This window comes from Agrobacterium sp. O3.4, assembly GCF_041414895.1.
GTDB lineage: Bacteria > Pseudomonadota > Alphaproteobacteria > Rhizobiales > Rhizobiaceae > Agrobacterium > Agrobacterium cucumeris.
On sequence record NZ_JALPZP010000002.1, the window covers coordinates 182175 to 202756 of the forward strand.

Here is a 20582-nt window from a genome sequence, read left to right on the forward strand (position 1 = left end):
GATAAGATCACTGGAATTCAAGGCTCATCCGGGCAAGATCGTCCCACAGGCTTTCAGCGAAACCGCGTAAAACAACGACTTCGAACACCTGCCCATCAAGCCGGGTGAGATGCGCGGCGATATGGCCGATCAGCGTCGTCGCGGAGCGTCCCGCCGGAAAAGCCGCGGTGGAAAGATCGACCGCCGTTCCTTTCGCCAGCACCCGCTCGACCATCCTGCCTTCGATACGAATACGCACGCGTCCCTGGCTCTGGTCCACACCCGTCGCCTGCGGCTCAAGCGCCGCAAGAAACGCCTTCATCTCCGCGTGGGACAGCGGCTCTTCGCCGACGATGAGCCATTGGCCGGGAGAGACCGCCCGCACATCGCCTTTTGCGAGGCTGCGCAGGCGGACTTCCATATCCGCTGTGCCGGGCGAGGCCAGCACATGAATGATCGCGCCTTCCGGCAGGGGAGAGAGCTTGATGGCGGTTGAAGCAATCGCTGCCTTTTTGCCCAGCACCGGCGGGCGGAGCGTCGGCCGGAAACCAGATTTGAAATCGGGCTTGAAATCAGACATGGAGCTTCTCGTTCTCAGGGTCGAAGAAAACCGGATGGCACAGGCGGGCGGCGGTGAATTCATTGCGCAGACCGTTCCAGACCACGACTTCCTCGCCATGCCGCGCAGGGCCATTCTTGACGAGGGCGAGGCCAATGGTCGAACCGAGATGGGGTGAAAACGCGCTTGAGGTCACATAACCCTGATCGTTTTCCAGCATTGCCGCCGCATCCCTTTCGAGAATATGCGAACCGGTGCGGAAGGACTGGTTTTTATCCAGCGGCACGACGCCGACAAGGCTTGGACGGTCGGCAGCGGAAAGCCCCTCGCGCTCCAGCATTCGCCGGCCGATGAAATCGGCCTTGGTGGCGGAGACCATTTTGCCGAAGCCGAGATCGGCGGGCACCACCGTGCCGTTTACTTCATTATGGGTGACATGGCCCTTTTCGATGCGCAGCACACCAAGCGCCTCGACGCCATAGGGCATGATATTCTCCGGCTTTCCTGCTTCCATAAGCGCATCGGCAACGCTTTCACCGTAACCGGCCGGAACGGCAAGCTCGTAGGCCAGCTCGCCGGAGAAGGAAATCCGGAACAGGCGTCCATGCAATTGCCCGCCAAACAGTGAGACGTCTTTGGCCGCAAGAAACGGGAAAGCCTCGTCGGAAATATCTTCATCGACGATTCTTTGCAGAATTGTGCGCGCCTTCGGTCCGGCAATCGCCATCTGCGCCCATTGATCGGTGACAGAGGCAAGCCGCACGTCCAGATCCGGCCAGAGCGCCTGGGCGCAGAATTCCAGATGGTTCATGACACCCGCCGCATAGGCCGTGGTGGTCGTCATGAAGAAACGATTCTCCTCCAGCCGGCTGGTGGTGCCGTCATCATAGATCATGCCATCTTCACGCAGCATCAGGCCATATCGCGCCTTGCCGACCGGCAGCTTGAGAAAGGCATTGCAATAAACCCGGTTGAGGAATTCGGCGGCGTCCTTGCCGAAAATCTCGATCTTGCCGAGCATCGATACATCGCAGAGGCCGGCATTCTTGCGAACGTTCAGAACCTCGCGATCGACACTTTCCCGCCAGCTGTCTTCACCTTTGCGGGGAAACCAGGAGGAGCGATACCATAGGCCGGTTTCAACGAAGATCGCTCCGTTTTTCTCGGCCCAGCCATGCAGCGGCGATTTGCGCACCGGCTGGAAATGCTGGCCGTGATAAGCACCGGTGAGCGCGCCAAAGGAGATGGGTGTGTAGAACGGCCGGAAGGTGGTGGTGCCGACTTCTGCCGGGGAAACGCCGCGCGCCTCGGCCAACAGCCCGATGGCGTTGACGTTGGAAAGCTTGCCCTGATCGGTCGCCATGCCGTTCGTCGTATAACGCTTGGCCAGTTCCACATGGCCGTAACCTTCGCTGACGGCGAGACCGAGATCCTTGCGGTGAACATCATTCTGGTAATCGACAAAGGCTTTGGCCCTGATGCCGGGGATGGACCAGAGTGGCTTTGCGGGCGGGGCGACAATATCGTTTTCCACGACGCCAAATGTTGGTGTGGTCGCTGCAAAACCGAGATCCTGCGCAAGCGCCGCACCCTTTCGCGCGCCGTCTTCAAGGCAGGCGGCGATGCCATTGATCGCGGATACCGCGCCGGCGAGTTCGAGCCCCTTGAGATTTGCGGGGGCAAGGAAGGCAACATTGTCTTCCGACCAGACCGGCTTTCCGCCGCGATGGCAGGCAAGATGGATGACGGGGCTGAAACCGCCCGACATGGCGAGCGCATCGATATTCATGCTTTCCGTGCGGCCATTGGCATAAATTTCCATGGCGGAAAGTGCCTTGCCGCCCCTTGCGTTCGAGACGACACCACCCTTGATGACACGCGCCTTGCCTTCGTAGCCCGGATTACTTTGCTCGCGGCTGTCGATGATGGCGGCAAGAGTGACACCCTGTGCTTCCAGATCGCGGGCAAGCGCATAACCGCTGTCATTGGTGGTGAAAATTGCCGTCGCCGTGCCGGGGCTTACGGCATAACGGTTGAGATAGCTGCGCATGGCACTGGCCATCATCACGCCGGGAATATCATTGCCACCGAAGACCAGCGGCCGCTCTTCCGCGCCCGTGGCGAGCAGCGCACGTTTGGCGACGATGCGCCACAGGCGCTCCACCGGCACGTGGGCTTTCGGGTGGGCCACATGTTTTTGCACACGCTCCAGCGCGCCAAAGACATTGCCATCGTACCAGCCGAAGGCCGTGGTCCGTGTCAGCATCGTCACATTCGGCAGGGCTTCGAGTTCGGCGACGCATAGCGCCGCGAAATCCGCAGCGCTCTTGCCGCCGATGGTCGCGGTTTCGGAAAGGAGCCCGCCGCCTGCCACGGAATGTTCATCGACAACAATGACGCGCGCGCCGGCGCGCCCAGCAGCAAGGGCTGCGGTAAGCCCTGCCGCGCCGGAGCCAATCACCAGCAGGTCGCAATGTGCCCAGCATTTGTCATAGGCGTCCGGGTCTGCCGCGTAGCTTGCCTTGCCGAGACCGGCCGCCTTGCGGATGAAGGGCTCGTAGATTTTTTCCCAGAAGGCGGCAGGCCACATGAAGGTCTTGTAATAGAAACCCGCGCCGAGAAATGGCGAAAGAAGGCCGGTCAATGCGCCGATATCGAAATCGAGAGAGGGCCAGCGGTTCTGGCTTTTCGCTTCCAGCCCGGCATAAAGCTCCTGCATGGTGGCGCGCGTGTTCGGCTCCGTGCGCCCGCCGCTGCCGATCGTCATCAGCGCGTTCGGCTCGGCGGCACCCGCCGTCAATATGCCGCGCGGGCGGTGATATTTGAAACTGCGGCCGACGAGCTGCTGGCCATTGGCGAGCAGGGCGGAGGCGAGACTGTCGCCTGCAAAACCCTGCATCACCTTGCCATCGAAGGTGAAGGAAAGCGGCTGGGTGCGGTCAATCAGACCGCCGGTCTTCATGCGGCTGGATGTCATGCGCTTGTCGCTTCCTTCTCTTCGGCGGCATCGCGGCAGGCGGATATCTCATGGGTGACGGTGTCGCGGGCGACGATCAGCCAGCGGCGGCAGCCGGAGGTGTGGTGCCAATATTCCTCATAGGCGCCGCGCGGATTGTCACGCAGATAGACATAATCGAACCATTCCTCAGCACCGGCATCCGCCGCCGGTCGCTGAAGGGCAGCGCCCTTGATGGTGAATTCTTGCCTGGGTCTTGGCCCGCAATGCGGGCAGGGCACGAGACTTGCCATTTCAGATGTCCTTGATCCGCCAGATAGCGGGATGCCGAAAAGTGTGAGCGGTTTTCGCCTGAAATCCCGCGACAGATTTAGTGAAGGTTGGGCTGTGAGCCCTGACCCTTTTCATCGATGAGATAACCGCGTCGGAAGCGGTCCAGCCGGAAGGCTGTTGCCGTTTCCTGCGGTGTGCCGCGCGCCAGAAGATGGGCGAAGCAAAAACCTGAAGCGGGCGTCGCCTTGAAGCCGCCGTAACACCAGCCTGCATTGAGATAGAGATTGTCGATCGGAGTTTGGTCGATGATTGGTGAACCATCCATCGACATATCCATGATGCCGCCCCAGGAGCGCAGGACCCGGACGCGGGAAAGCGCCGGTATCATCGCCTTGCCGGCTTCGGCGACATGTTCGACCGTCGCCAGATTGCCGCGTTGGGCATAGGAGTTGTAACCGTCTATATCGCCGCCGAAGACGAGGCCGCCCTTGTCCGATTGCGAAACGTAAAAATGGCCCGCCCCGAAGGTGACGACGCCATCGATGAAGGGCTTCAGCCCTTCCGACACAAAAGCCTGCAGCACATGGCTTTCGATCGGCAGTTTCAGGCCGGCCATGGCGGCCACCTGCGAGGAATTGCCCGCTGCCGCGAGCGCCAGCTTGCCACAGCCGATGAAGCCGCGGCTTGTCTCCACACCCACGACCATGCCGTTTTCGCGGCGAATACCCGTCACCTCGCAGCCCTGAATGATATCGACGCCCCGGCTATCTGCACCGCGGGCATAACCCCAGGCAACGGCATCATGCCGCACCGTGCCGCCGCGCTTTTGCAGCAGGCCGCCCTGAACCGGAAAGCGGGCATTGTCGAAATCGAGAAACGGCAGCATTGCCTTGACCGAGGCGCGGTCCAGAAGTTCGGCATCGACGCCGTGCAGCCGCATGGCGTTGCCGCGCCTTGTATAGGCATCGCGCTGTGCATCCGAATGGAAAAGGTTCAGCACGCCGCGCTGGGAAACCATGGCGTTGAAATTGAAATCCTGCTCCAGCCCTTCCCACAGCTTCATTGAAAGCTCGTAGAATGGGTTGTTGCCCGGCAGCAGGTAATTGGAGCGGATGATGGTGGTGTTGCGACCGACATTGCCGGAGCCGATATAGTTTTTCTCCAGCACCGCGACATTGGTGATGCCGAATTCCTTGGCAAGGTAATAGGCGGTGGCCAGCCCGTGCCCGCCGCCGCCAACGATGATGACGTCATAATGCGGTTTCGGTGACACATCCCGCCATGCGGGCTTCCACGATTTATTGCCAAGAAGGCCGTTCATGAAAATGGAAAAGGCGGAATAGCGCATCTGGCGTACCTCGAACGATATCACGCAAGCTTATCGACACGGCTCCAAAGGCGATTGCAGAAAAGGGACATTATGAATTAGAAACGAGACATGACCGTCATCGAGCAAAAAAATACTCAGCATATCGGTTTTGTCCTCGTCCCGAATTTTGCGCTGATGTCCTACGCCTCGGCGGCGGAGCCGCTGCGGGCTGCCAATCTCATTGCCGGGACCGATCTTTATGAGGTCGTGCCTTTGTCCTTCGGCGGTGAAGCCGTCAGAAGCTCGTCGGGAATCCTCGTCGATTGCCAGTCACTCGCCATGGTGGGCGAGCGATGCCATACGATCTTCGTCTGTGCTGGCGGTGGGCCGCAGGACTGGGCCGTGGGGGAAGGTTCTTTTGGCATGCTGCGGCGGCTGGCGCGCCAGGGCGTCAGGATTGGTGGTATTTCCAGCGGTGCTTACCTGCTGGCGGCAGCGGGCCTGCTGGATAATCGTGATTTCACGATCCACTGGGAACACGCGCCGGTACTCCGGGAAGCCTTCGCCCATCTCACGCCCAGACAGGCCCGCTTCGTCATCGATGGGGACCGCATTACCTGCGCCGGTGGCGTTGCGCCCCTCGACATGATGCATGCGATGATTTCACAGAGAATGGGCGCCCATTTCGCAAGGCGTGTCAGCGACTGGTATCTGCACACGGCGGTCGCCGAACCCGGCGCGCCGCAGCGGGGCTCCTCGGCGGAACGTCATGGCACCCACCATCCGGCCTTGCTGACCGTGCTGGAAAAAATGGAAACGACCATCGAAAGCCCGCTTGACCGGCAGACCATGGCAAAGCTGGCCGGAACCAGCGCGCGGCATCTCGACCGGCTTTTCGCGAGCCATCTGAAGTCGAGTTTTCTGGAGACCTACCGCGCCATTCGCCTTGACCACGCCCGGCGATTGCTGGAGCAAAGCCCGCTCTCCATCGCGGAAGTGGCCTTCGCCACGGGCTTTTCCAGTGCAGGCCATTTTTCGGCATGCTTCAAGGCCCGCTTCGGGCAAACACCGAATGCCATGCGACAAAGATTTCCCCTGAATTAAAATAGTTTTCCTGTAAAGAAGGGAAAACACGAAAATGCCGGAGGAACCGATGGCCAAGGATACCACCAAGACCGAGCAGGCGCAGTTCCTGTCCCAGGACCCGCATGCCGTTCGCGAGCCGAGGGTCAACAATCTGGAAATGGCGATCGGTCATGAGGTGCGCGCCTATCGCAAGAAACTCGGCATTACGGTCACCGATCTTGCATCGGCCACCGGTGTTTCCGTGGGCATGCTGTCCAAGATTGAGAACGGCAATATCTCGCCATCACTCACCACGCTGCAGACGCTTTCAAAGGCGCTGGGCGTGCCGATCACCGCGTTCTTTCGCGGTTTCGAGGAGCCGCGCAGTGCGACCTTCGTCAAAGCGGGGCAAGGGGTGAATATCGAACGCAGGGGCACCCGGGCCGGCCACCAATACAGCCTGCTCGGCCATATCGACAACAATACCAGCGGCGTCACCGTCGAGCCCTATCTCATCACGCTCACCAAGGATTCGGATGTGTTTCCGACCTTCCAGCATGAGGGAATGGAGTTTCTCTACATGCTGGAGGGCGAGGTGGTCTATCGCCACGGCGAGCAGCTTTTCACCATGCAGGCTGGTGACAGCCTGTTTTTCGACGCCGATGCGCCGCACGGGCCGGAGGAATTGGTAAAGCTCCCCGCCCGTTATCTGTCGATCATTTCCTATCCGCAAAGGCGGGTGACCAGTGATTGAAATTTGCCTTAGAAGAAAAAAATATTCCTGATAGTTGACGAATTGGAATTCCATATGTTAGCCCTTCATTCAGAAACGAATGGAGGTGCCTGTCGATGTGCGGCATTGTTGGACTATTCCTGAAAGACAAAAGCCTTGAACCGCAGCTGGGTCAGCTGCTCTCTGACATGCTCGTCACCATGACCGATCGCGGCCCGGATTCGGCCGGGATTGCGATCTATGGCAACGCTGCCAATGGCCGGGCGAAAGTAACGATCCAGTCGGCCGATCCCGCCGTCGATTTTTCCGGCCTCGCCGAAGCGATGAAGGAAAATGGCGTTGATGCCGTGGTCACGGTGAAAAGCACCCATGCTGTTCTCGATATTCCCGCCGAGAAGCTGGGTGGTATTCGTGCGGTTCTTGCCGCCATCCGTCCTGATGTCCGGGTCATGGGCTCCGGCGACAGTGTGGAAATCTACAAGGAAACTGGCCTGCCGAAGGACGTTGTCGCCCGTTTCGACGTGCGCTCCATGGCCGGCAGCCATGGCATCGGCCACACCCGCATGGCGACGGAATCGGCGGTGACGACGCTTGGCGCGCATCCCTTCTCCACCGGTGCCGACCAGTGCCTCGTGCATAATGGCTCGCTTTCCAATCACAATAATCTGCGCCGCGAACTGGTGCGCGAGGGCATGACGTTCGAGACCCAGAACGACTCGGAAGTCGCCGCCGCCTATCTCACGGCTGAGATGGCCAAGGGCAAGGATCTGGGCGAGGCGCTCGAGGGTGCGCTCGATGATCTCGACGGCTTCTTCACCTTCGTCGTCGGTACCAAATCCGGCTTTGGCGTGGTGCGTGATCCCATCGCCTGCAAGCCCGCTGTCATGGCCGAGACCGACCAATATGTCGCTTTCGGCTCGGAATATCGCGCGCTGGTCAATCTGCCCGGCATTGAAAATGCCCGCGTCTGGGAGCCGGAACCGGCAACCGTCTATTTCTGGGACCATGAAAAGGCTGCCTGAGACCCGTCATCGGCGCCTGTTTTGAAAGTCATAATCCATGCCAGTTTTCGATCTCTCCCACACGCCATTGCGTGAACTCAACAGTGCGCTCCACGGCCTTTCCTCTGGAGCCAACGACACCGAATTCGAAGTGGTCAATCCGCGCGGCCATCATGCCGTGGCGGTCGGCATCGACAGCCCTGTGATCGTCGATGTACGCGGCTCTGTCGGTTATTATTGTGCGGGCATGAATGATGGCGGCACCGTCACCGTGCACGGTTCGGCCGGGCCGGGCGTTGCGGAAAACATGATGTCCGGCACCGTCGTCATCGAGGGTGATGCTTCGCAATATGCCGGCGCCACCGGTCGCGGCGGGCTTCTGGTTATCAGGGGCAATGCCGCCTCCCGCTGCGGCATTTCCATGAAGGGCATCGATATCGTCGTGAAGGGTAATATCGGCCACATGTCCGCCTTCATGGGCCAGTCCGGCCACCTCGTCGTCTGCGGTGATGCGGGGGATGCGCTGGGCGATTCCCTTTATGAGGCGAAGCTTTTCGTGCGCGGTTCGGTGAAGAGCCTGGGTGCCGATTGCATCGAAAAGGAGATGCTGCCCGAACATCTCGAAAAGCTTGCCGAACTCCTCGAAAAGGCCGGCGTCACCGATGTCAGCCCCGGTGAGTTCAAGCGCTACGGCTCGGCCCGCACGCTCTACAATTTCAACATCGAAAACGCCGACGCGTATTGAGGCAAGGGATATTCCGATGAGCTATCACAACCCCTTCACCCCGCCGCGCAAATCCGCAACATTCGATGATCACACGCTGGCGGAAATCCGCCGCGCGGCGGCGACCGGCATCTATGACATTCGCGGTGCGGGCACCAAGCGCAAGGTGCCGCATTTCGACGACCTGCTGTTTCTTGGCGCGTCGATCTCGCGTTATCCGCTCGAGGGTTACCGCGAGAAATGCGATACGACCGTCACGCTCGGCACGCGCTTCGCCAAGAAGCCGATCACGCTGAAAACGCCGATCACCATTGCCGGCATGAGCTTCGGCGCGCTTTCGGGCAATGCCAAGGAAGCGCTCGGCCGTGGCGCGACCATCGCCGGCACGTCCACCACGACGGGCGATGGCGGCATGACGGATGAGGAGCGCGGCCATAGCCAGACGCTGGTTTACCAGTATCTGCCCTCACGTTACGGCATGAACCCGAAAGACCTGCGCCGTGCGGATGCCATCGAGGTCGTGGTCGGCCAGGGCGCGAAGCCGGGCGGTGGCGGCATGTTGCTCGGCCAGAAGATTTCCGATCGCGTCGCCAACATGCGCAACCTGCCGAAGGGCATCGACCAGCGCTCCGCCTGCCGCCACCCTGATTGGACCGGCCCGGATGATCTGGAAATCAAGATCCTAGAACTGCGCGAAATCACTGACTGGGAAAAACCGATCTACATCAAGGTCGGTGGTGCACGCCCCTATTACGACACGGCTTTGGCGGTGAAGGCCGGTGCCGATGTAGTGGTGCTTGACGGCATGCAGGGCGGCACGGCCGCTACGCAGGATGTCTTCATCGAAAATGTCGGCATGCCAACGCTTGCCTGCATTCGCCCCGCCGTGCAGGCGCTTCAGGATCTCGGCATGCACCGCAAGGTGCAGCTCATCGTCTCCGGCGGCATTCGCTCAGGCGCTGATGTCGCCAAGGCGTTGGCGCTCGGTGCCGATGCGGTTGCGATTGGAACGGCGGCGCTGGTGGCGTTGGGTGACAATGATCCGCATTGGGAAGCGGAATATCAGAAACTTGGCACCACCGCCGGCGCTTATGATGACTGGCATGAGGGCAAAGACCCCGCCGGCATCACCACGCAGGACCCGGAATTGGCAGCACGCCTCGATCCCGTTGCCGCCGGCCGCCGCCTCGCCAATTACCTGAAGGTCATGACGCTCGAGGCGCAGACCATCGCGCGCGCCTGCGGCAAGAACCATCTCCACAATCTGGAGCCGGAAGATCTGGTGGCGCTGACCATGGAGGCTGCGGCAATGGCGCAGGTTCCGCTGGCGGGAACGAACTGGTTCCCGGGGAAAGGCAGCTTTTAAGCCATAAAGAACGGACGGGCGCATTTGGGAGGATGTGCCCGTCTTTTTTCAATGAAGTGTCTGATACCAAAAAAAGGGGAATGACGTGACACTGGACCTCTCCAAATTTGCTGCCGAAAAGGGCATCAAATATTTCATGATCAGTTATACCGATCTCTTCGGCGGCCAGCGCGCCAAACTGGTTCCTGCGGAAGCCATTGCCGATATGCAGAAGGGCGGGGCGGGTTTTGCCGGTTTTGCCACATGGTTCGATCTGACGCCGGCTCATCCCGATCTTTTTGCCGTACCCGATGCCTCGTCGGTCATCCAGCTTCCGTGGAAAAGGGATGTCGCCTGGGTCGCTGCCGATTGCGTCATGGAAGACCAGCCAGTGGAACAGGCGCCACGCGTGGTTCTGAAAAAACTCATCGCGGAAGCGGCAAGCGAGGGGCTGCGGGTCAAGACCGGCGTTGAGCCGGAATTTTTCCTGATTTCGCCTGACGGGGCGAAAATCTCCGACGAATACGATACGGCGGAAAAGCCGTGCTACGACCAGCAGGCTGTTATGCGCCGTTACGATGTGATCGCCGAGATTTGCGATTACATGCTGGAACTGGGCTGGAAGCCCTACCAGAACGACCATGAGGACGCGAATGGCCAGTTCGAGATGAACTGGGAATATGATGACGCGCTGCAGACCGCCGACAAGCATTCCTTCTTCAAGTTCATGGTCAAATCCGTCGCCGAAAAGCACGGGCTGCGCGCCACCTTCATGCCGAAGCCTTTCAAGGGGCTAACCGGCAACGGCTGCCATGCCCATATTTCGGTCTGGGATCTCGACGGCAAGATCAATGCCTTTGCCGACAAGGCAATGCCTTTCGGGCTTTCTGCCAAGGGCAAGACCTTTCTCGGTGGCATCATGAAACATGCGTCGGCTCTTGCGGCGGTTACCAATCCGACGGTCAATTCCTACAAGCGCATCAACGCGCCGCGCACCATTTCGGGTGCTACCTGGGCGCCAAACACGGTGACATGGACCGGTAATAACCGCACGCATATGGTGCGCGTACCGGGGCCGGGGCGGTTTGAACTGCGCCTGCCGGATGGCGCTGTGAACCCCTATCTGCTGCAGGCCATCATCATCGCCGCCGGCCTCTCCGGCGTCCGTTCAAAGGCCGATCCCGGTCCGCATCACGACATCGACATGTATCGCGAGGGCCACAAGGTCACGGATGCTCCGAAGCTGCCGCTCAATCTTCTCGATGCGCTGCGCGAATATGAGAAGGATGCGGAATTGCAGCAGGCGCTGGGCGTTGAATTCTCGAAGGCCTATCTCAAGCTGAAGCAGGGTGAGTGGAACAGCTATTGCTCGCAGTTCACCGCCTGGGAGCATCAGACCACGCTCGACGTTTGACCCGGTTTTCCCCGCCGCCCTTGCGGCTCTTCCCGCGCTCGTCAAACGGCGCGGGTTTTTCCCTTATTGATGACAGAGAGAACGCCAGATGACGAATTTCGTCCTGACCGTAACATGCAAGTCCACCCGTGGCATCGTCGCCGCCCTTTCAGGCTTTCTGGCTGACAAGGGCTGCAACATCATCGACAGTTCGCAGTTCGATGATCTGGGCACAGGTCGCTTCTTCATGCGTGTGGGTTTCATTTCGGAGGAGGGAGCAAAACGCGACGAGCTTATGGCCGGGCTTGCACCGATCTCGGAAAAGTTCGGCATGGAGGTGGCGCTGCACGACCAGTCCGAACGGATGAAGGTTCTTTTGATGGTGTCGCGCTTCGGCCATTGCCTCAACGATCTGCTGTATCGCTGGCGCATCGGCGCCCTGCCGATCAATATTGTCGGCGTGGTCTCCAACCACTTCGAATACCAGAAGGTCGTCGTCAACCACGACATTCCCTTCCACCACATTCCGGTAACGAAAGAAAACAAGCCGCAGGCCGAAGCCCGGATCATGGAGATCGCTGAAAGCACCGGAACGGAGCTCATCGTGCTCGCCCGTTACATGCAGGTGCTATCCGACAGGATGTGCGCGGCGATGTCGGGAAAGATCATCAATATCCACCACTCCTTCCTGCCATCCTTCAAGGGCGCCAACCCCTATAAACAGGCCTATCAGCGCGGTGTGAAGCTGATCGGCGCGACGGCGCATTATGTGACTGCGGATCTGGATGAAGGCCCGATCATCGAGCAGGATATCGTGCGCATCACCCACGCCCAGAGTGCGGAGGATTACGTGTCGCTTGGCCGCGATGTGGAAGCACAGGTGCTGGCCCGGGCCATTCACGCCCACATCCACCGGCGGGTATTCCTGAACGGCAGCCGAACCGTGGTGTTTCCGCCCGGTCCCGGCTCCTATGCCTCGGAAAGAATGGGATAAGGTTTCCCGGTGCCGCGGCAGGCTGTCCTGCCGCACGGTCTGCTGTTGCCATAAAGATGATGCGCGGCTAAATAAGTTGGTACGCCATAATATCAAGAGCCAGAACCTGCTTTGGCGTGCGGCGAGCCGAAGCGGAATGTGCCAAACGAGGTGATACCATGACCGGTGCTTTGCAGGGAACTGCCATTCGCGTTGAGCGTCCGACGAAGACGCTGAGGGAACTTGCGCTCGACAAGGTGCGGGATGCCATCGTGAATGGTTATTTCCGCCCGGGAGACCGTCTGGTGGAGCGTGATCTCTGCGCCCAGCTCGGCGTTTCCCGCACCATTGTGCGCGAGGTCCTGCGGCATCTGGAATCCGAGGGGCTGGTGGCGAATTTGCCCAACAAGGGGCCCATGGTCGCGCTGCTCGATTTGGATGAGGCCAAGCAGATTTACGAAATTCGCGGTGCGCTGGAGGGAATGGCGGCACGCCTTTGCGCCGAACGCCGCGATCCCGCCATCGTCGAGGCGCTGGAGGTTTCGCTCAGGCACATCCGTGAAAGTTATCTCGCGAAGGATATGCCGGGCGTGCTGGCACATACCTCATCCTTTTACCAGACCTTGTTCAGCAAGATCGACCGGCATGTCGCCTGGGGCGTCGTCAATCTGCTGACGGTTCGGATCAACCATCTGCGCTCCATGACCATCAAGACGAAAAGCCGCGACACTGACGGTCCGGCGCAGATGGAAAAGATCGTTGAGGCCATCCGAAAGGGTGACGGTGACGCTGCCTACAAGGCCGCGCTCGACCATGTCACAAGCGCCTGCGCCATCGCCGAAGCCGTTCTGACGGCGCAAAAAACCGCCGACTGACGGTTTTCGGTGCTCCGATTATCCCGCCCTTGTGGTTACCCTGCCGGGAGCCGCAAGGTTGCGATTATTATGTTTATCGTTGTTTTTCAGTAATTTAGAAAAATCCTTAGCCGCTTCTTGACAGGGCAAACCGTTTGGTGTGATGGTATGCCATAATAAATAATATAAAGAGCGGAGCTTAATATGAACTGGAATCCGATTTCCCGGAAATGCACAGCCGTGCGCGCCAAAACCTTTCTGGCGGGCGTTGCCATCACTCTTTTTGCCGGTGCTGCTGTTGCTCAGGACTGCACACCGAAAATATCCGACGATCACCTCATCAAGCCCGGTCATCTCGTCATGGCCACCAGCCCGACCCTGCCGCCCATGGCCTATGCCGATCAGCAGGGCGTCCTTAAAGGGCTGCGCATTGAGCTGGGTTATGAAATCGCCAAGCGTCTGTGCCTGAAGCCGGAATATATCAGCACCGAATATGCGACCATGGTGCCGGGCCTGCAGGGTGGCCGCTGGGACATGATCAATGCCGGCCTGTTCGTAACGGCAGAGCGACGCAAGATCCTGTTCATGATCCCCTATGAAAACCTCGCCATCAGCATTTCCACGGCGGTCGGCGCGTCCGATCCCATCACCAAGGTCGATGATCTCGCCGGCAAGGCCGTCAGCACCGATATTGGCGGTTATGCCGAACGCAAGATCAAGGAACTGAACGAAGACTTCAAGAAGCGCGGTCTGGCGCCGATGACGATCAACCTCTTCGACAATTACGCGACGGTTTATCAGGCGTTGCGCGCCGGCCAGGTGCAGGCAGCGGTATCGATCGATCCGGTTGCCAAGCAATATCAGGATCGTGGCGAATTCACCCATGCGCTTTCCGGCATGTATCCCACACCCGGTTCGCTTTCCTTCGGTAACAAGGATGTCGCCGACGCCGTTTCTGCCGCTCTGAAGGAGATGAAGGCCGATGGTGCACTCGAGAAGCTGATGGGCGGGTATGGCGTCAGCATTGCGCCGGGCGATCTCGCCGTTCTCGGCCCGGAAGGCTGAATTCCATCCATCTGAATAGTCATCGCGGCGGGAAAGCTCTCGCCGCGACCGTTCCCGCATGAATTGGAGAAAGACGTGAAGGGTTGGAACTGGGAAGGTTTCTTCGAATATCTGACGAATTATTATCTGTTCGAGGGCGCGTTGGTGACGCTCGGCCTCACTGTTTTCGCCATGACGGCGGGTCTGGCGCTGGGCTTCGTTATTGCGGTGATGCGCATGTCGAAATACCGGTTCCTGTCCGGGCCGGCCTATTTCTACACCTGGATCTTTCGCGGCACCCCGCTTCTGGTGCAGCTCATCATCATCTATACCGGTCTGCCGCAGATCGGCATCAAGCTGACGGTTCTGCAATCAACGCTGATCGGCCTGTCGCTCTGTGAAGCGGCCTATCTGTCGGAAATCGTCCGGGCGGGCATTGCCGCGGTTCCGAAGGGCCAGATCAATGCGGCCCGCGCCATCGGCATGACCGAGGCGCAGGTGATGCGGTACATCGTTGCGCCGCAGGCTTTCCGCATCATCATTCCGCCGCTCGGCAATTCCGTCAACGGCGTGCTCAAGACGACGTCGATCGCTTCGATCATTTCCATGGAAGAGCTTCTGCGCCGCACGCAGGTGCTCATTCAGGAAAAGTTCCTGGTTCTCGAACTCTTCATGGTCGCAGCCCTTTATTACCTCGCCATGACGACCGCCTGGGAACTGATCCAGCGCCGGATCGAAAAGCGGTTCGGCAAGGCCTATGGCCCCATGTCGACTGACGTGCATTAAGGAGCGGTCCGATGTCGCAAGCAATCAGCATGATCGAACTACAATCCGTCAATAAATGGTATGGCCCGAATTTTCAGGTTCTGACCAATTGCAGCCTGAATGTCGCCAAGGGGGAAGTCGTCGTGATCTGCGGGCCTTCCGGTTCCGGAAAATCGACCCTGATCAAATGCGTCAATGCGCTGGAGACGATTGGCAACGGCGTCATCACGGTCAACGGTGTGGAGGTGACAGATCCTAAGACCGATATGCCGAAACTGCGCTCCAGGGTGGGCATGGTGTTTCAGCATTTCGAACTTTTCCCGCATATGACGATCCTTGAAAATCTCTGCATCGGGCAGGAGAAGGTTCTGGGCCGTTCGCCGGCGGAAGCGCTTGCCAAGGCCAATGCCCTTCTCGAACGGGTGGGGTTGACGGCGCATGCCAGGAAATATCCCGGGCAGTTGTCGGGCGGTCAGCAACAGCGCGTCGCCATTGCCCGTGCGCTGGCGATGGACCCGGTCGCCATGCTGTTCGATGAGCCGACATCGGCGCTCGATCCGGAAATGATCAACGAGGTCCTCGACGTCATGGTCTCGCTCGCGCAGGAGGGCATGACGATGATGGTGGTGACGCATGAGATGGGTTTTGCCCGCAAGGTGGCGGACCGCATCGTCTTCATGGATGGCGGCGAAATCGTCGAAATCGGTGAGGGCGACAGTTTCTTCACCGATCCGAAGACGGAGCGTGCCCGCTCCTTCCTGTCGAAAATCCTGGCGCATTAGGCTCGTCTCGGCCTGAGCGGGATAACGATATTCCGCTTCAGGTCATCTGGCCTTCGGCCTTTCCGAACAATGCAGAATGAGAGTGGCGGAGAACTGCAATGATAAACCGTGTCCTGATGCCCCGCGAAATGCTGATCGGCGGCGGTAGCCGTTTCCGATTGCCGGCCATGCTGAAATCGCTCGGCGTCAATCGTCCTCTGCTCGTCTGTGACCCCGTGATGCAGAAGCTCGGCCATGCCGATGCGCTTTTGCAGGCGCTTTCAGGCGAAGGCATAGACGGCGCCATTTTCTCCGAAGTCGTTGAAGACCCGACGGACATATCGATCGCTGCTTTGGTGAAGCGCATTTCCGATGGTAGTCATGACGGTCTTGTCGCCCTCGGTGGCGGCAGCGCCATGGATACCGCAAAGGCAGGCGCCATCGTCGCGACCAGCGGCGAAGAGTTGCGCACCCTAAAGGTGCCGCGGATCGTGGATTTCGCCGCCATGCCGGTGATTGCTATCCCCACCACCGCCGGCACCGGATCGGAAGTGACCCGCGCCGCCGTCGTCACCGATACGGTGGCAAGCGAAAAAATGCTGATCCTTGGCACCGCCGCTTTGCCTGTCGCCGCCATCATCGACTACGAGCTGACGCTGACCTGCCCCTACCGCGTCACCGTCGATACAGGCATCGATGCATTGACCCACGCGCTGGAGGCGCTGGTCAACCGTAACGGCAACGCCCATTCCGAAGCGCTGGCGCTTTCCGCGCTGAAGCTGATCGGCGCAAATCTTGAAAAAGTGGCTGATAATCCTGATGACCGGGATGCGCGCGAAGCGATGATGCTGGGCGCAACCCATGCCGGGCTTGCCGTTTCCAACACATCGACTGCGCTGATCCATGGTCTCAGCCGGCCGGTCGGTGCTTTTTTCCATGTGCCGCATGGCATGTCGAATGCGATGGTACTGCCACTGGTCACGCAGTTTTCGCTGAATTCCGCTTTGCCGCATTATGCCGCCGCCGCCCGTGCCCTGGGTTGTGCCAGCGCGGCGGATAGCGACCAGATTGCCGGCACAAAGCTGGTGGAGGCCTTCATCGGCCTGAACAGGCGGCTGAAGGTGCCGACCCCGCAAGAGTTCGGCATCGACAGGAGCCGCTATCTCGAACTGTTGCCGGAAATGGTGCGTCAGGGCCTTGCGTCTGGCACGCCCGCCAATAACCCCCGGGTGCCCACAATTGCCGAAATGACGCGTCTGTACGAGCTCGCCTATGACGGAAGCATCGCGGAATTTTAAGGTGTAACATACTGTTAAAATTAATGATTTTCGATTTTGAAAACGAAAATCATCTGGCCCTTGACAGTAATGTATTATGGCATACCATAAGACATCATATTTACGGAGAGAACGCCCATGTCCATCCAGATCCGCAAGACCCTGCTGCAGGTCGAAACGACGTTGATTGAGGGAGGCAAGGCTGCCGCTACGCCCTTGAAGCTGTTCAGCGCGATTGCGGTCGTGAAAAATCCCTGGGCGGGAAAAGGCTTCGTGGAAAACCTGAAGCCGGAAATCCATGCCGGTGCGCCCGTGCTTGGCGAGTTGCTGACGAAGATGATCCTTGATGCCGTCGGCTCGGGCGAAGCTGTGGAGGCCTATGGCAAGGCGGCGGTCGTCGGGCTGGATGGTGAGATCGAACATGCGTCCGCGCTCATCCACACGTTGCGGTTTGGCAATCACTATCGCCAAGCGGTTGGCGCGAAATCTTACCTGGCCTTCTGTAACACCCGTGGTCCGGGCAATGCACCGATCATGATCCCGCTGATGGACAAGAATGATGAAGGCCGCCGTTCGCATTATCTGACCATTCAGACCGCCATTCCCGATGCCCCGGCTGCCGATGAGATCGTCGTCGCACTCGGCGCTTCGGTTGGCGGCCGGCCCCATCACCGTATTGGCGACCGTTACCAGGATCTGCAGGATCTCGGTCAGGATGTCGCCAACCCGGCCGGCGTTTGAGGGCGACGTCAATGCAGGAGGCCGCCACCACCTCAAGGGTCAATGTTGCAAAGGCAGGTGCTGCCGCGCTCCCTCGCAAGACGACCGAGGGCGGGGCGGCTTATTTCGAAGCCGGTGCGGGTGAGGATCTGATCCTCATCCACGGCGTCGGCATGCGGCTTGAAGCATGGGAGCCGCAGATCGAAGTTTTTTCCCGGACGCACCGTGTCATTGCGGTCGATATGCCGGGCCATGGCGGCAGCGCACGTTTGGCCGCGGGCAGCACGCTTACGGATTTTGTCGGCTGGTTCGGCCGTTTTCTTGACGATATGCGGATCGCACGCGCCAATGTTGCCGGCCATTCCATGGGCGCATTGATTTCCGGCGGAGCGGCAGCAACCTTCGGAGATCGGATTGCGCGCGTCGGTTACCTGAACGGCGTCTATCGCCGTGATCCGGTGGCAAAAGCAGCGGTGCTTGCCCGTGCGGCGGCAATTCGCACCGAGGGCGTGGACAAGGAAGGTCCACTGTTGCGCTGGTTCGGCGATGACGCCAAGAGCCAGCATGCGCGGGAACTGACACGCGGTTGGCTGGAAATGGTCGACCCGGAAGGTTACGCAGTTGCCTACACGGCCTTTGCGGGCGGGGATGAGACCTATGCGGATCGCTGGCCTTCGGTCGCTTGCCCCGCGCTTTTCCTGACTGGTTCTGATGATCCGAATTCGACGCCGCAGATGGCCGAGCAGATGGCGGCAATCACGCCGCGTGGTTACGCTCGCATCGTTGATGCGCACCGGCATATGGTCAATCTGACCGCACCTGAAACTGTCAATGCACTGATGGCCGAATGGCTGGCTATTGAGGAGGAGCCGCAATGACTGTTGCAAACCTTGACCCGCGCGCCTTGCGCGACGCATTCGGCGCTTTCGTGACGGGAGTAACGATCGTGACCACGCGGGATGACGCGGGAAAGCCGGTTGGCTTCACCGCAAATTCTTTCACTTCCGTTTCGCTCGATCCGCCGCTGCTGTTGATCTGCCTCGCACGCACCTCGCGCAATTTCGCGACGATGACCGGCGCGAAAAACTTCGCCGTCAACATTCTGTCGGAAAACCAGAAGGACCTGTCCAACACCTTCGCCCGCCCGGTGGAGGATCGTTTTGCCGCCGCCGCCTGGTCGGATGCACCGCAGGGATCGCCAGTCTTCGCTGAGGTTGCGGCCTGGTTTGAGTGCACGATGCAGGAGGTTATCGAGGCGGGCGACCATGTCATCCTGCTCGGTCGCATTGGTGCTTTCGACAATAGCGGCCTGAACGGTCTGGGCTATGCGCGTGGCGGTTATTTCACGCCGATGCTGGCCGCCAAGGCGGTCTCGGCGGCAGCCGAGGGCGAAATTACGGTTGGCGCGGTGCTGGAGCGGCGCGGCGAGATTTACCTCGTTGGTGATGACGTGCTGTCGCTGCCCGGCTGCGTCGTCGCAGGCGGTGATCCCGTCGTGGCGCTGACATCGCGCCTTGAGGAGTTGACGGGCCTCTCCGTCAGGACGGGCTTTCTCTACTCCGTTTATGAAAACAAGGCGGATGGACGCCAGCATATCGTCTACCACGCGCTTGCCGAGGGTGACGACGCACCGGAACAGGGTCGTTTCCTGTTGCCGAGTGCGCTTGGCTCCACAAAATTCGATTCCGCCGCGACAGCGGATATCGTCAATCGTTTTGCGCTGGAAAGTTCCATCGGCAATTTCGGTGTCTATGTCGGCAACGAGACCGCCGGCAAGGTCCATCCCATTTCCATGAAGGGGGCAAACCCATGAAATTTTCGCTCTTCGTCCACATGGAACGGCTGGACGCCTCGCAGGATCACAAGACGCTTTATGAAGAGTTCGTCACCCTTTGCGAAATCGCCGACCGTGGCGGCATGCATGCCATCTGGACCGGCGAACATCACGGCATGGATTTTACCATTGCCCCGAACCCCTTCGTAACGATTGCCGATCTTGCGCGCCGCACGAAGACGGCACGTCTCGGCACCGGCACGGTCATCGCGCCCTTCTGGCATCCGATCAAACTGGCGGGTGAAGCGGCGATGACGGATCTCATCTGCGATGGCCGCCTTGATATCGGCATTGCCCGCGGTGCCTATTCCTTTGAATATGAACGGCTGCTTCCCGGCCTCGACGCCTGGGGTGCCGGCCAGCGCATGCGCGAGCTGATCCCGGCCGTTAAAGGCGTCTGGGCGGGCGACTATGCCCATGACGGCGAGTTCTTCCAATTTCCGGCCACCACGTCGGCCCCGAAGCCATTGCAGCAACCCTTTCCGCCGATCTGGGTGGCGGCGCGTGATCCGAATTCGCATGAATTCGCCGTCGCCAATGATTGCAACGTGCAGGTGACACCGCTGTGGCAGGGCGATGACGAGGTGGAAACCCTGATGGGCCGCTTCAACGATGCGTGCGCCAAAAACCCCGAAAAACAGCGGCCGAAAATCATGCTGCTGCGCCACACCTATGTGGGTTCCGATGCAGCCGATATCGCCCAGGCGGCGCATGAAATGAGCGTTTATTACAATTACTTCTTCGCCTGGTTCAAAAACGAGAAGCCGGTTCATCAGGGCCTCATCGAGCGCATTGCGCCGGAGGATATTGCTGGAAACGCCATGCTTTCCGGCAATGTCATGCGCAAGAACAATGTCGTCGGCGATGCCGATGAAGTCATTACCCGGCTTAAAGCCTATGAGGCCATGGGGTACGACGAATATTCCTTCTGGATCGACACCGGCATGAGCTTCGAGCGGAAGAAAGCCTCACTGGAGCGTTTCCTTTCCGATGTCATGCCGGCTTTCAAGGAGTAAG

At 59.6% G+C, this 20582-nt stretch carries 20 protein-coding genes; 16 read left to right on the plus strand and 4 right to left on the minus strand.

The window, feature by feature from the left end:
* Positions 1-7: 7 nt before the first annotated feature.
* From M0412_RS13535 to M0412_RS13550, 4 genes are all read right to left on the minus strand, one after another.
* On the minus strand, positions 8-559 hold the full coding sequence (locus tag M0412_RS13535) for a sarcosine oxidase subunit gamma (protein WP_269698949.1): 552 nt from the start codon (positions 557-559) through the stop codon (positions 8-10).
* Positions 552-3515, minus strand: coding sequence for a sarcosine oxidase subunit alpha (locus M0412_RS13540; RefSeq protein WP_269698950.1), 2964 nt, complete (start codon positions 3513-3515; stop codon positions 552-554). Before M0412_RS13540 ends, M0412_RS13535 begins: the two co-directional genes overlap by 8 nt.
* A complete protein-coding gene (locus tag M0412_RS13545; RefSeq protein ID WP_269698951.1) occupies positions 3512-3787 on the minus strand; it encodes a sarcosine oxidase subunit delta in 276 nt (91 codons plus the stop codon). Before M0412_RS13545 ends, M0412_RS13540 begins: the two co-directional genes overlap by 4 nt.
* Before the next feature lie 77 nt (positions 3788-3864).
* The gene (locus M0412_RS13550; protein WP_269698952.1) at positions 3865-5115 is read right to left on the minus strand and encodes a sarcosine oxidase subunit beta family protein; all 1251 of its coding nucleotides are present in this window, start codon (positions 5113-5115) and stop codon (positions 3865-3867) included.
* A gap of 90 nt (positions 5116-5205) precedes the next feature.
* Here M0412_RS13550 and M0412_RS13555 point away from each other — a divergent pair, with 90 nt between their 5' ends.
* The 16 genes from M0412_RS13555 (at position 5206) to M0412_RS13630 (ending at position 20581) form a co-directional block, all read left to right on the plus strand.
* Complete coding sequence (locus M0412_RS13555; protein ID WP_269698953.1) at positions 5206-6180, plus strand: GlxA family transcriptional regulator; 975 nt, start codon at positions 5206-5208, stop codon at positions 6178-6180.
* 34 nt (positions 6181-6214) lie between these two features.
* Positions 6215-6895, plus strand: coding sequence for an XRE family transcriptional regulator (locus tag M0412_RS13560; RefSeq protein ID WP_161991349.1), 681 nt, complete (start codon positions 6215-6217; stop codon positions 6893-6895).
* Between the two features lie 95 nt (positions 6896-6990).
* On the plus strand, positions 6991-7896 hold the full coding sequence (locus tag M0412_RS13565) for a glutamine amidotransferase family protein (protein WP_269698954.1): 906 nt from the start codon (positions 6991-6993) through the stop codon (positions 7894-7896).
* A gap of 37 nt (positions 7897-7933) precedes the next feature.
* Positions 7934-8620, plus strand: a complete 687-nt coding sequence (locus tag M0412_RS13570; protein WP_269698955.1) for a GXGXG domain-containing protein — start codon at positions 7934-7936, stop codon at positions 8618-8620.
* 16 nt (positions 8621-8636) lie between these two features.
* Positions 8637-9965 carry an FMN-binding glutamate synthase family protein gene (locus tag M0412_RS13575; RefSeq protein ID WP_046799983.1) on the plus strand — a complete coding sequence of 443 codons (1329 nt, stop codon included), beginning with the start codon at positions 8637-8639 and terminating at the stop codon, positions 9963-9965.
* Positions 9966-10050: 85 nt separating this feature from the next.
* Positions 10051-11358, plus strand: a complete 1308-nt coding sequence (glnT, locus tag M0412_RS13580) for a type III glutamate--ammonia ligase (protein ID WP_065117325.1) — start codon at positions 10051-10053, stop codon at positions 11356-11358.
* 88 nt (positions 11359-11446) lie between these two features.
* The gene (purU, locus tag M0412_RS13585) at positions 11447-12331 is read left to right on the plus strand and encodes a formyltetrahydrofolate deformylase (RefSeq protein ID WP_269698956.1); all 885 of its coding nucleotides are present in this window, start codon (positions 11447-11449) and stop codon (positions 12329-12331) included.
* A gap of 158 nt (positions 12332-12489) precedes the next feature.
* On the plus strand, positions 12490-13185 hold the full coding sequence (locus tag M0412_RS13590) for a GntR family transcriptional regulator (RefSeq protein ID WP_065117327.1): 696 nt from the start codon (positions 12490-12492) through the stop codon (positions 13183-13185).
* A 183-nt stretch (positions 13186-13368) separates the two neighbouring features.
* On the plus strand, positions 13369-14229 hold the full coding sequence (locus M0412_RS13595; protein ID WP_065117328.1) for a transporter substrate-binding domain-containing protein: 861 nt from the start codon (positions 13369-13371) through the stop codon (positions 14227-14229).
* Between the two features lie 75 nt (positions 14230-14304).
* Positions 14305-14994 carry an amino acid ABC transporter permease gene (locus M0412_RS13600; protein ID WP_046799979.1) on the plus strand — a complete coding sequence of 230 codons (690 nt, stop codon included), beginning with the start codon at positions 14305-14307 and terminating at the stop codon, positions 14992-14994.
* A gap of 29 nt (positions 14995-15023) precedes the next feature.
* Positions 15024-15755, plus strand: coding sequence for an amino acid ABC transporter ATP-binding protein (locus M0412_RS13605; RefSeq protein WP_110758157.1), 732 nt, complete (start codon positions 15024-15026; stop codon positions 15753-15755).
* A gap of 98 nt (positions 15756-15853) precedes the next feature.
* Positions 15854-17032, plus strand: coding sequence for an iron-containing alcohol dehydrogenase (locus tag M0412_RS13610; RefSeq protein WP_269698957.1), 1179 nt, complete (start codon positions 15854-15856; stop codon positions 17030-17032).
* 117 nt (positions 17033-17149) lie between these two features.
* Positions 17150-17752 carry an amino acid synthesis family protein gene (locus tag M0412_RS13615; protein WP_006316014.1) on the plus strand — a complete coding sequence of 201 codons (603 nt, stop codon included), beginning with the start codon at positions 17150-17152 and terminating at the stop codon, positions 17750-17752.
* Between the two features lie 11 nt (positions 17753-17763).
* Positions 17764-18609 (plus strand): alpha/beta fold hydrolase, encoded by an 846-nt coding sequence (locus M0412_RS13620; RefSeq protein ID WP_269698958.1) that lies wholly within the window; start codon positions 17764-17766, stop codon positions 18607-18609.
* On the plus strand, positions 18606-19544 hold the full coding sequence (locus M0412_RS13625; protein WP_269698959.1) for a flavin reductase family protein: 939 nt from the start codon (positions 18606-18608) through the stop codon (positions 19542-19544). Before M0412_RS13620 ends, M0412_RS13625 begins: the two co-directional genes overlap by 4 nt.
* Positions 19541-20581 carry an LLM class flavin-dependent oxidoreductase gene (locus M0412_RS13630; RefSeq protein ID WP_269698960.1) on the plus strand — a complete coding sequence of 347 codons (1041 nt, stop codon included), beginning with the start codon at positions 19541-19543 and terminating at the stop codon, positions 20579-20581. The genes M0412_RS13625 and M0412_RS13630 overlap by 4 nt, the downstream gene beginning before the upstream one ends.
* The last annotated feature ends 1 nt before the right edge of the window (position 20582 follow it).

Bases quoted from the DNA above. Each gene is read 5' to 3' on its own strand.
- M0412_RS13560 (WP_161991349.1), top strand. From the start codon at position 6,215: ATGCCGGAGGAACCGATGGCCAAGGATACCACCAAGACCGAGCAGGCG.
- M0412_RS13605 (WP_110758157.1), top strand. From the start codon at position 15,024: ATGATCGAACTACAATCCGTCAATAAATGGTATGGCCCGAATTTTCAG.
- M0412_RS13630 (WP_269698960.1), top strand. From the start codon at position 19,541: ATGAAATTTTCGCTCTTCGTCCACATGGAACGGCTGGACGCCTCGCAG.
- purU (WP_269698956.1), top strand. From the start codon at position 11,447: ATGACGAATTTCGTCCTGACCGTAACATGCAAGTCCACCCGTGGCATC.
- M0412_RS13565 (WP_269698954.1), top strand. From the start codon at position 6,991: ATGTGCGGCATTGTTGGACTATTCCTGAAAGACAAAAGCCTTGAACCG.
- M0412_RS13620 (WP_269698958.1), top strand. From the start codon at position 17,764: ATGCAGGAGGCCGCCACCACCTCAAGGGTCAATGTTGCAAAGGCAGGT.
- M0412_RS13570 (WP_269698955.1), top strand. From the start codon at position 7,934: ATGCCAGTTTTCGATCTCTCCCACACGCCATTGCGTGAACTCAACAGT.
- M0412_RS13540 (WP_269698950.1), bottom strand. From the start codon at position 3,515: ATGACATCCAGCCGCATGAAGACCGGCGGTCTGATTGACCGCACCCAG.
- M0412_RS13625 (WP_269698959.1), top strand. From the start codon at position 18,606: ATGACTGTTGCAAACCTTGACCCGCGCGCCTTGCGCGACGCATTCGGC.
- M0412_RS13610 (WP_269698957.1), top strand. From the start codon at position 15,854: ATGATAAACCGTGTCCTGATGCCCCGCGAAATGCTGATCGGCGGCGGT.
- M0412_RS13555 (WP_269698953.1), top strand. From the start codon at position 5,206: ATGACCGTCATCGAGCAAAAAAATACTCAGCATATCGGTTTTGTCCTC.
- M0412_RS13550 (WP_269698952.1), bottom strand. From the start codon at position 5,115: ATGCGCTATTCCGCCTTTTCCATTTTCATGAACGGCCTTCTTGGCAAT.
- M0412_RS13545 (WP_269698951.1), bottom strand. From the start codon at position 3,787: ATGGCAAGTCTCGTGCCCTGCCCGCATTGCGGGCCAAGACCCAGGCAA.
- M0412_RS13535 (WP_269698949.1), bottom strand. From the start codon at position 559: ATGTCTGATTTCAAGCCCGATTTCAAATCTGGTTTCCGGCCGACGCTC.
- M0412_RS13595 (WP_065117328.1), top strand. From the start codon at position 13,369: ATGAACTGGAATCCGATTTCCCGGAAATGCACAGCCGTGCGCGCCAAA.
- M0412_RS13590 (WP_065117327.1), top strand. From the start codon at position 12,490: ATGACCGGTGCTTTGCAGGGAACTGCCATTCGCGTTGAGCGTCCGACG.
- M0412_RS13575 (WP_046799983.1), top strand. From the start codon at position 8,637: ATGAGCTATCACAACCCCTTCACCCCGCCGCGCAAATCCGCAACATTC.
- M0412_RS13615 (WP_006316014.1), top strand. From the start codon at position 17,150: ATGTCCATCCAGATCCGCAAGACCCTGCTGCAGGTCGAAACGACGTTG.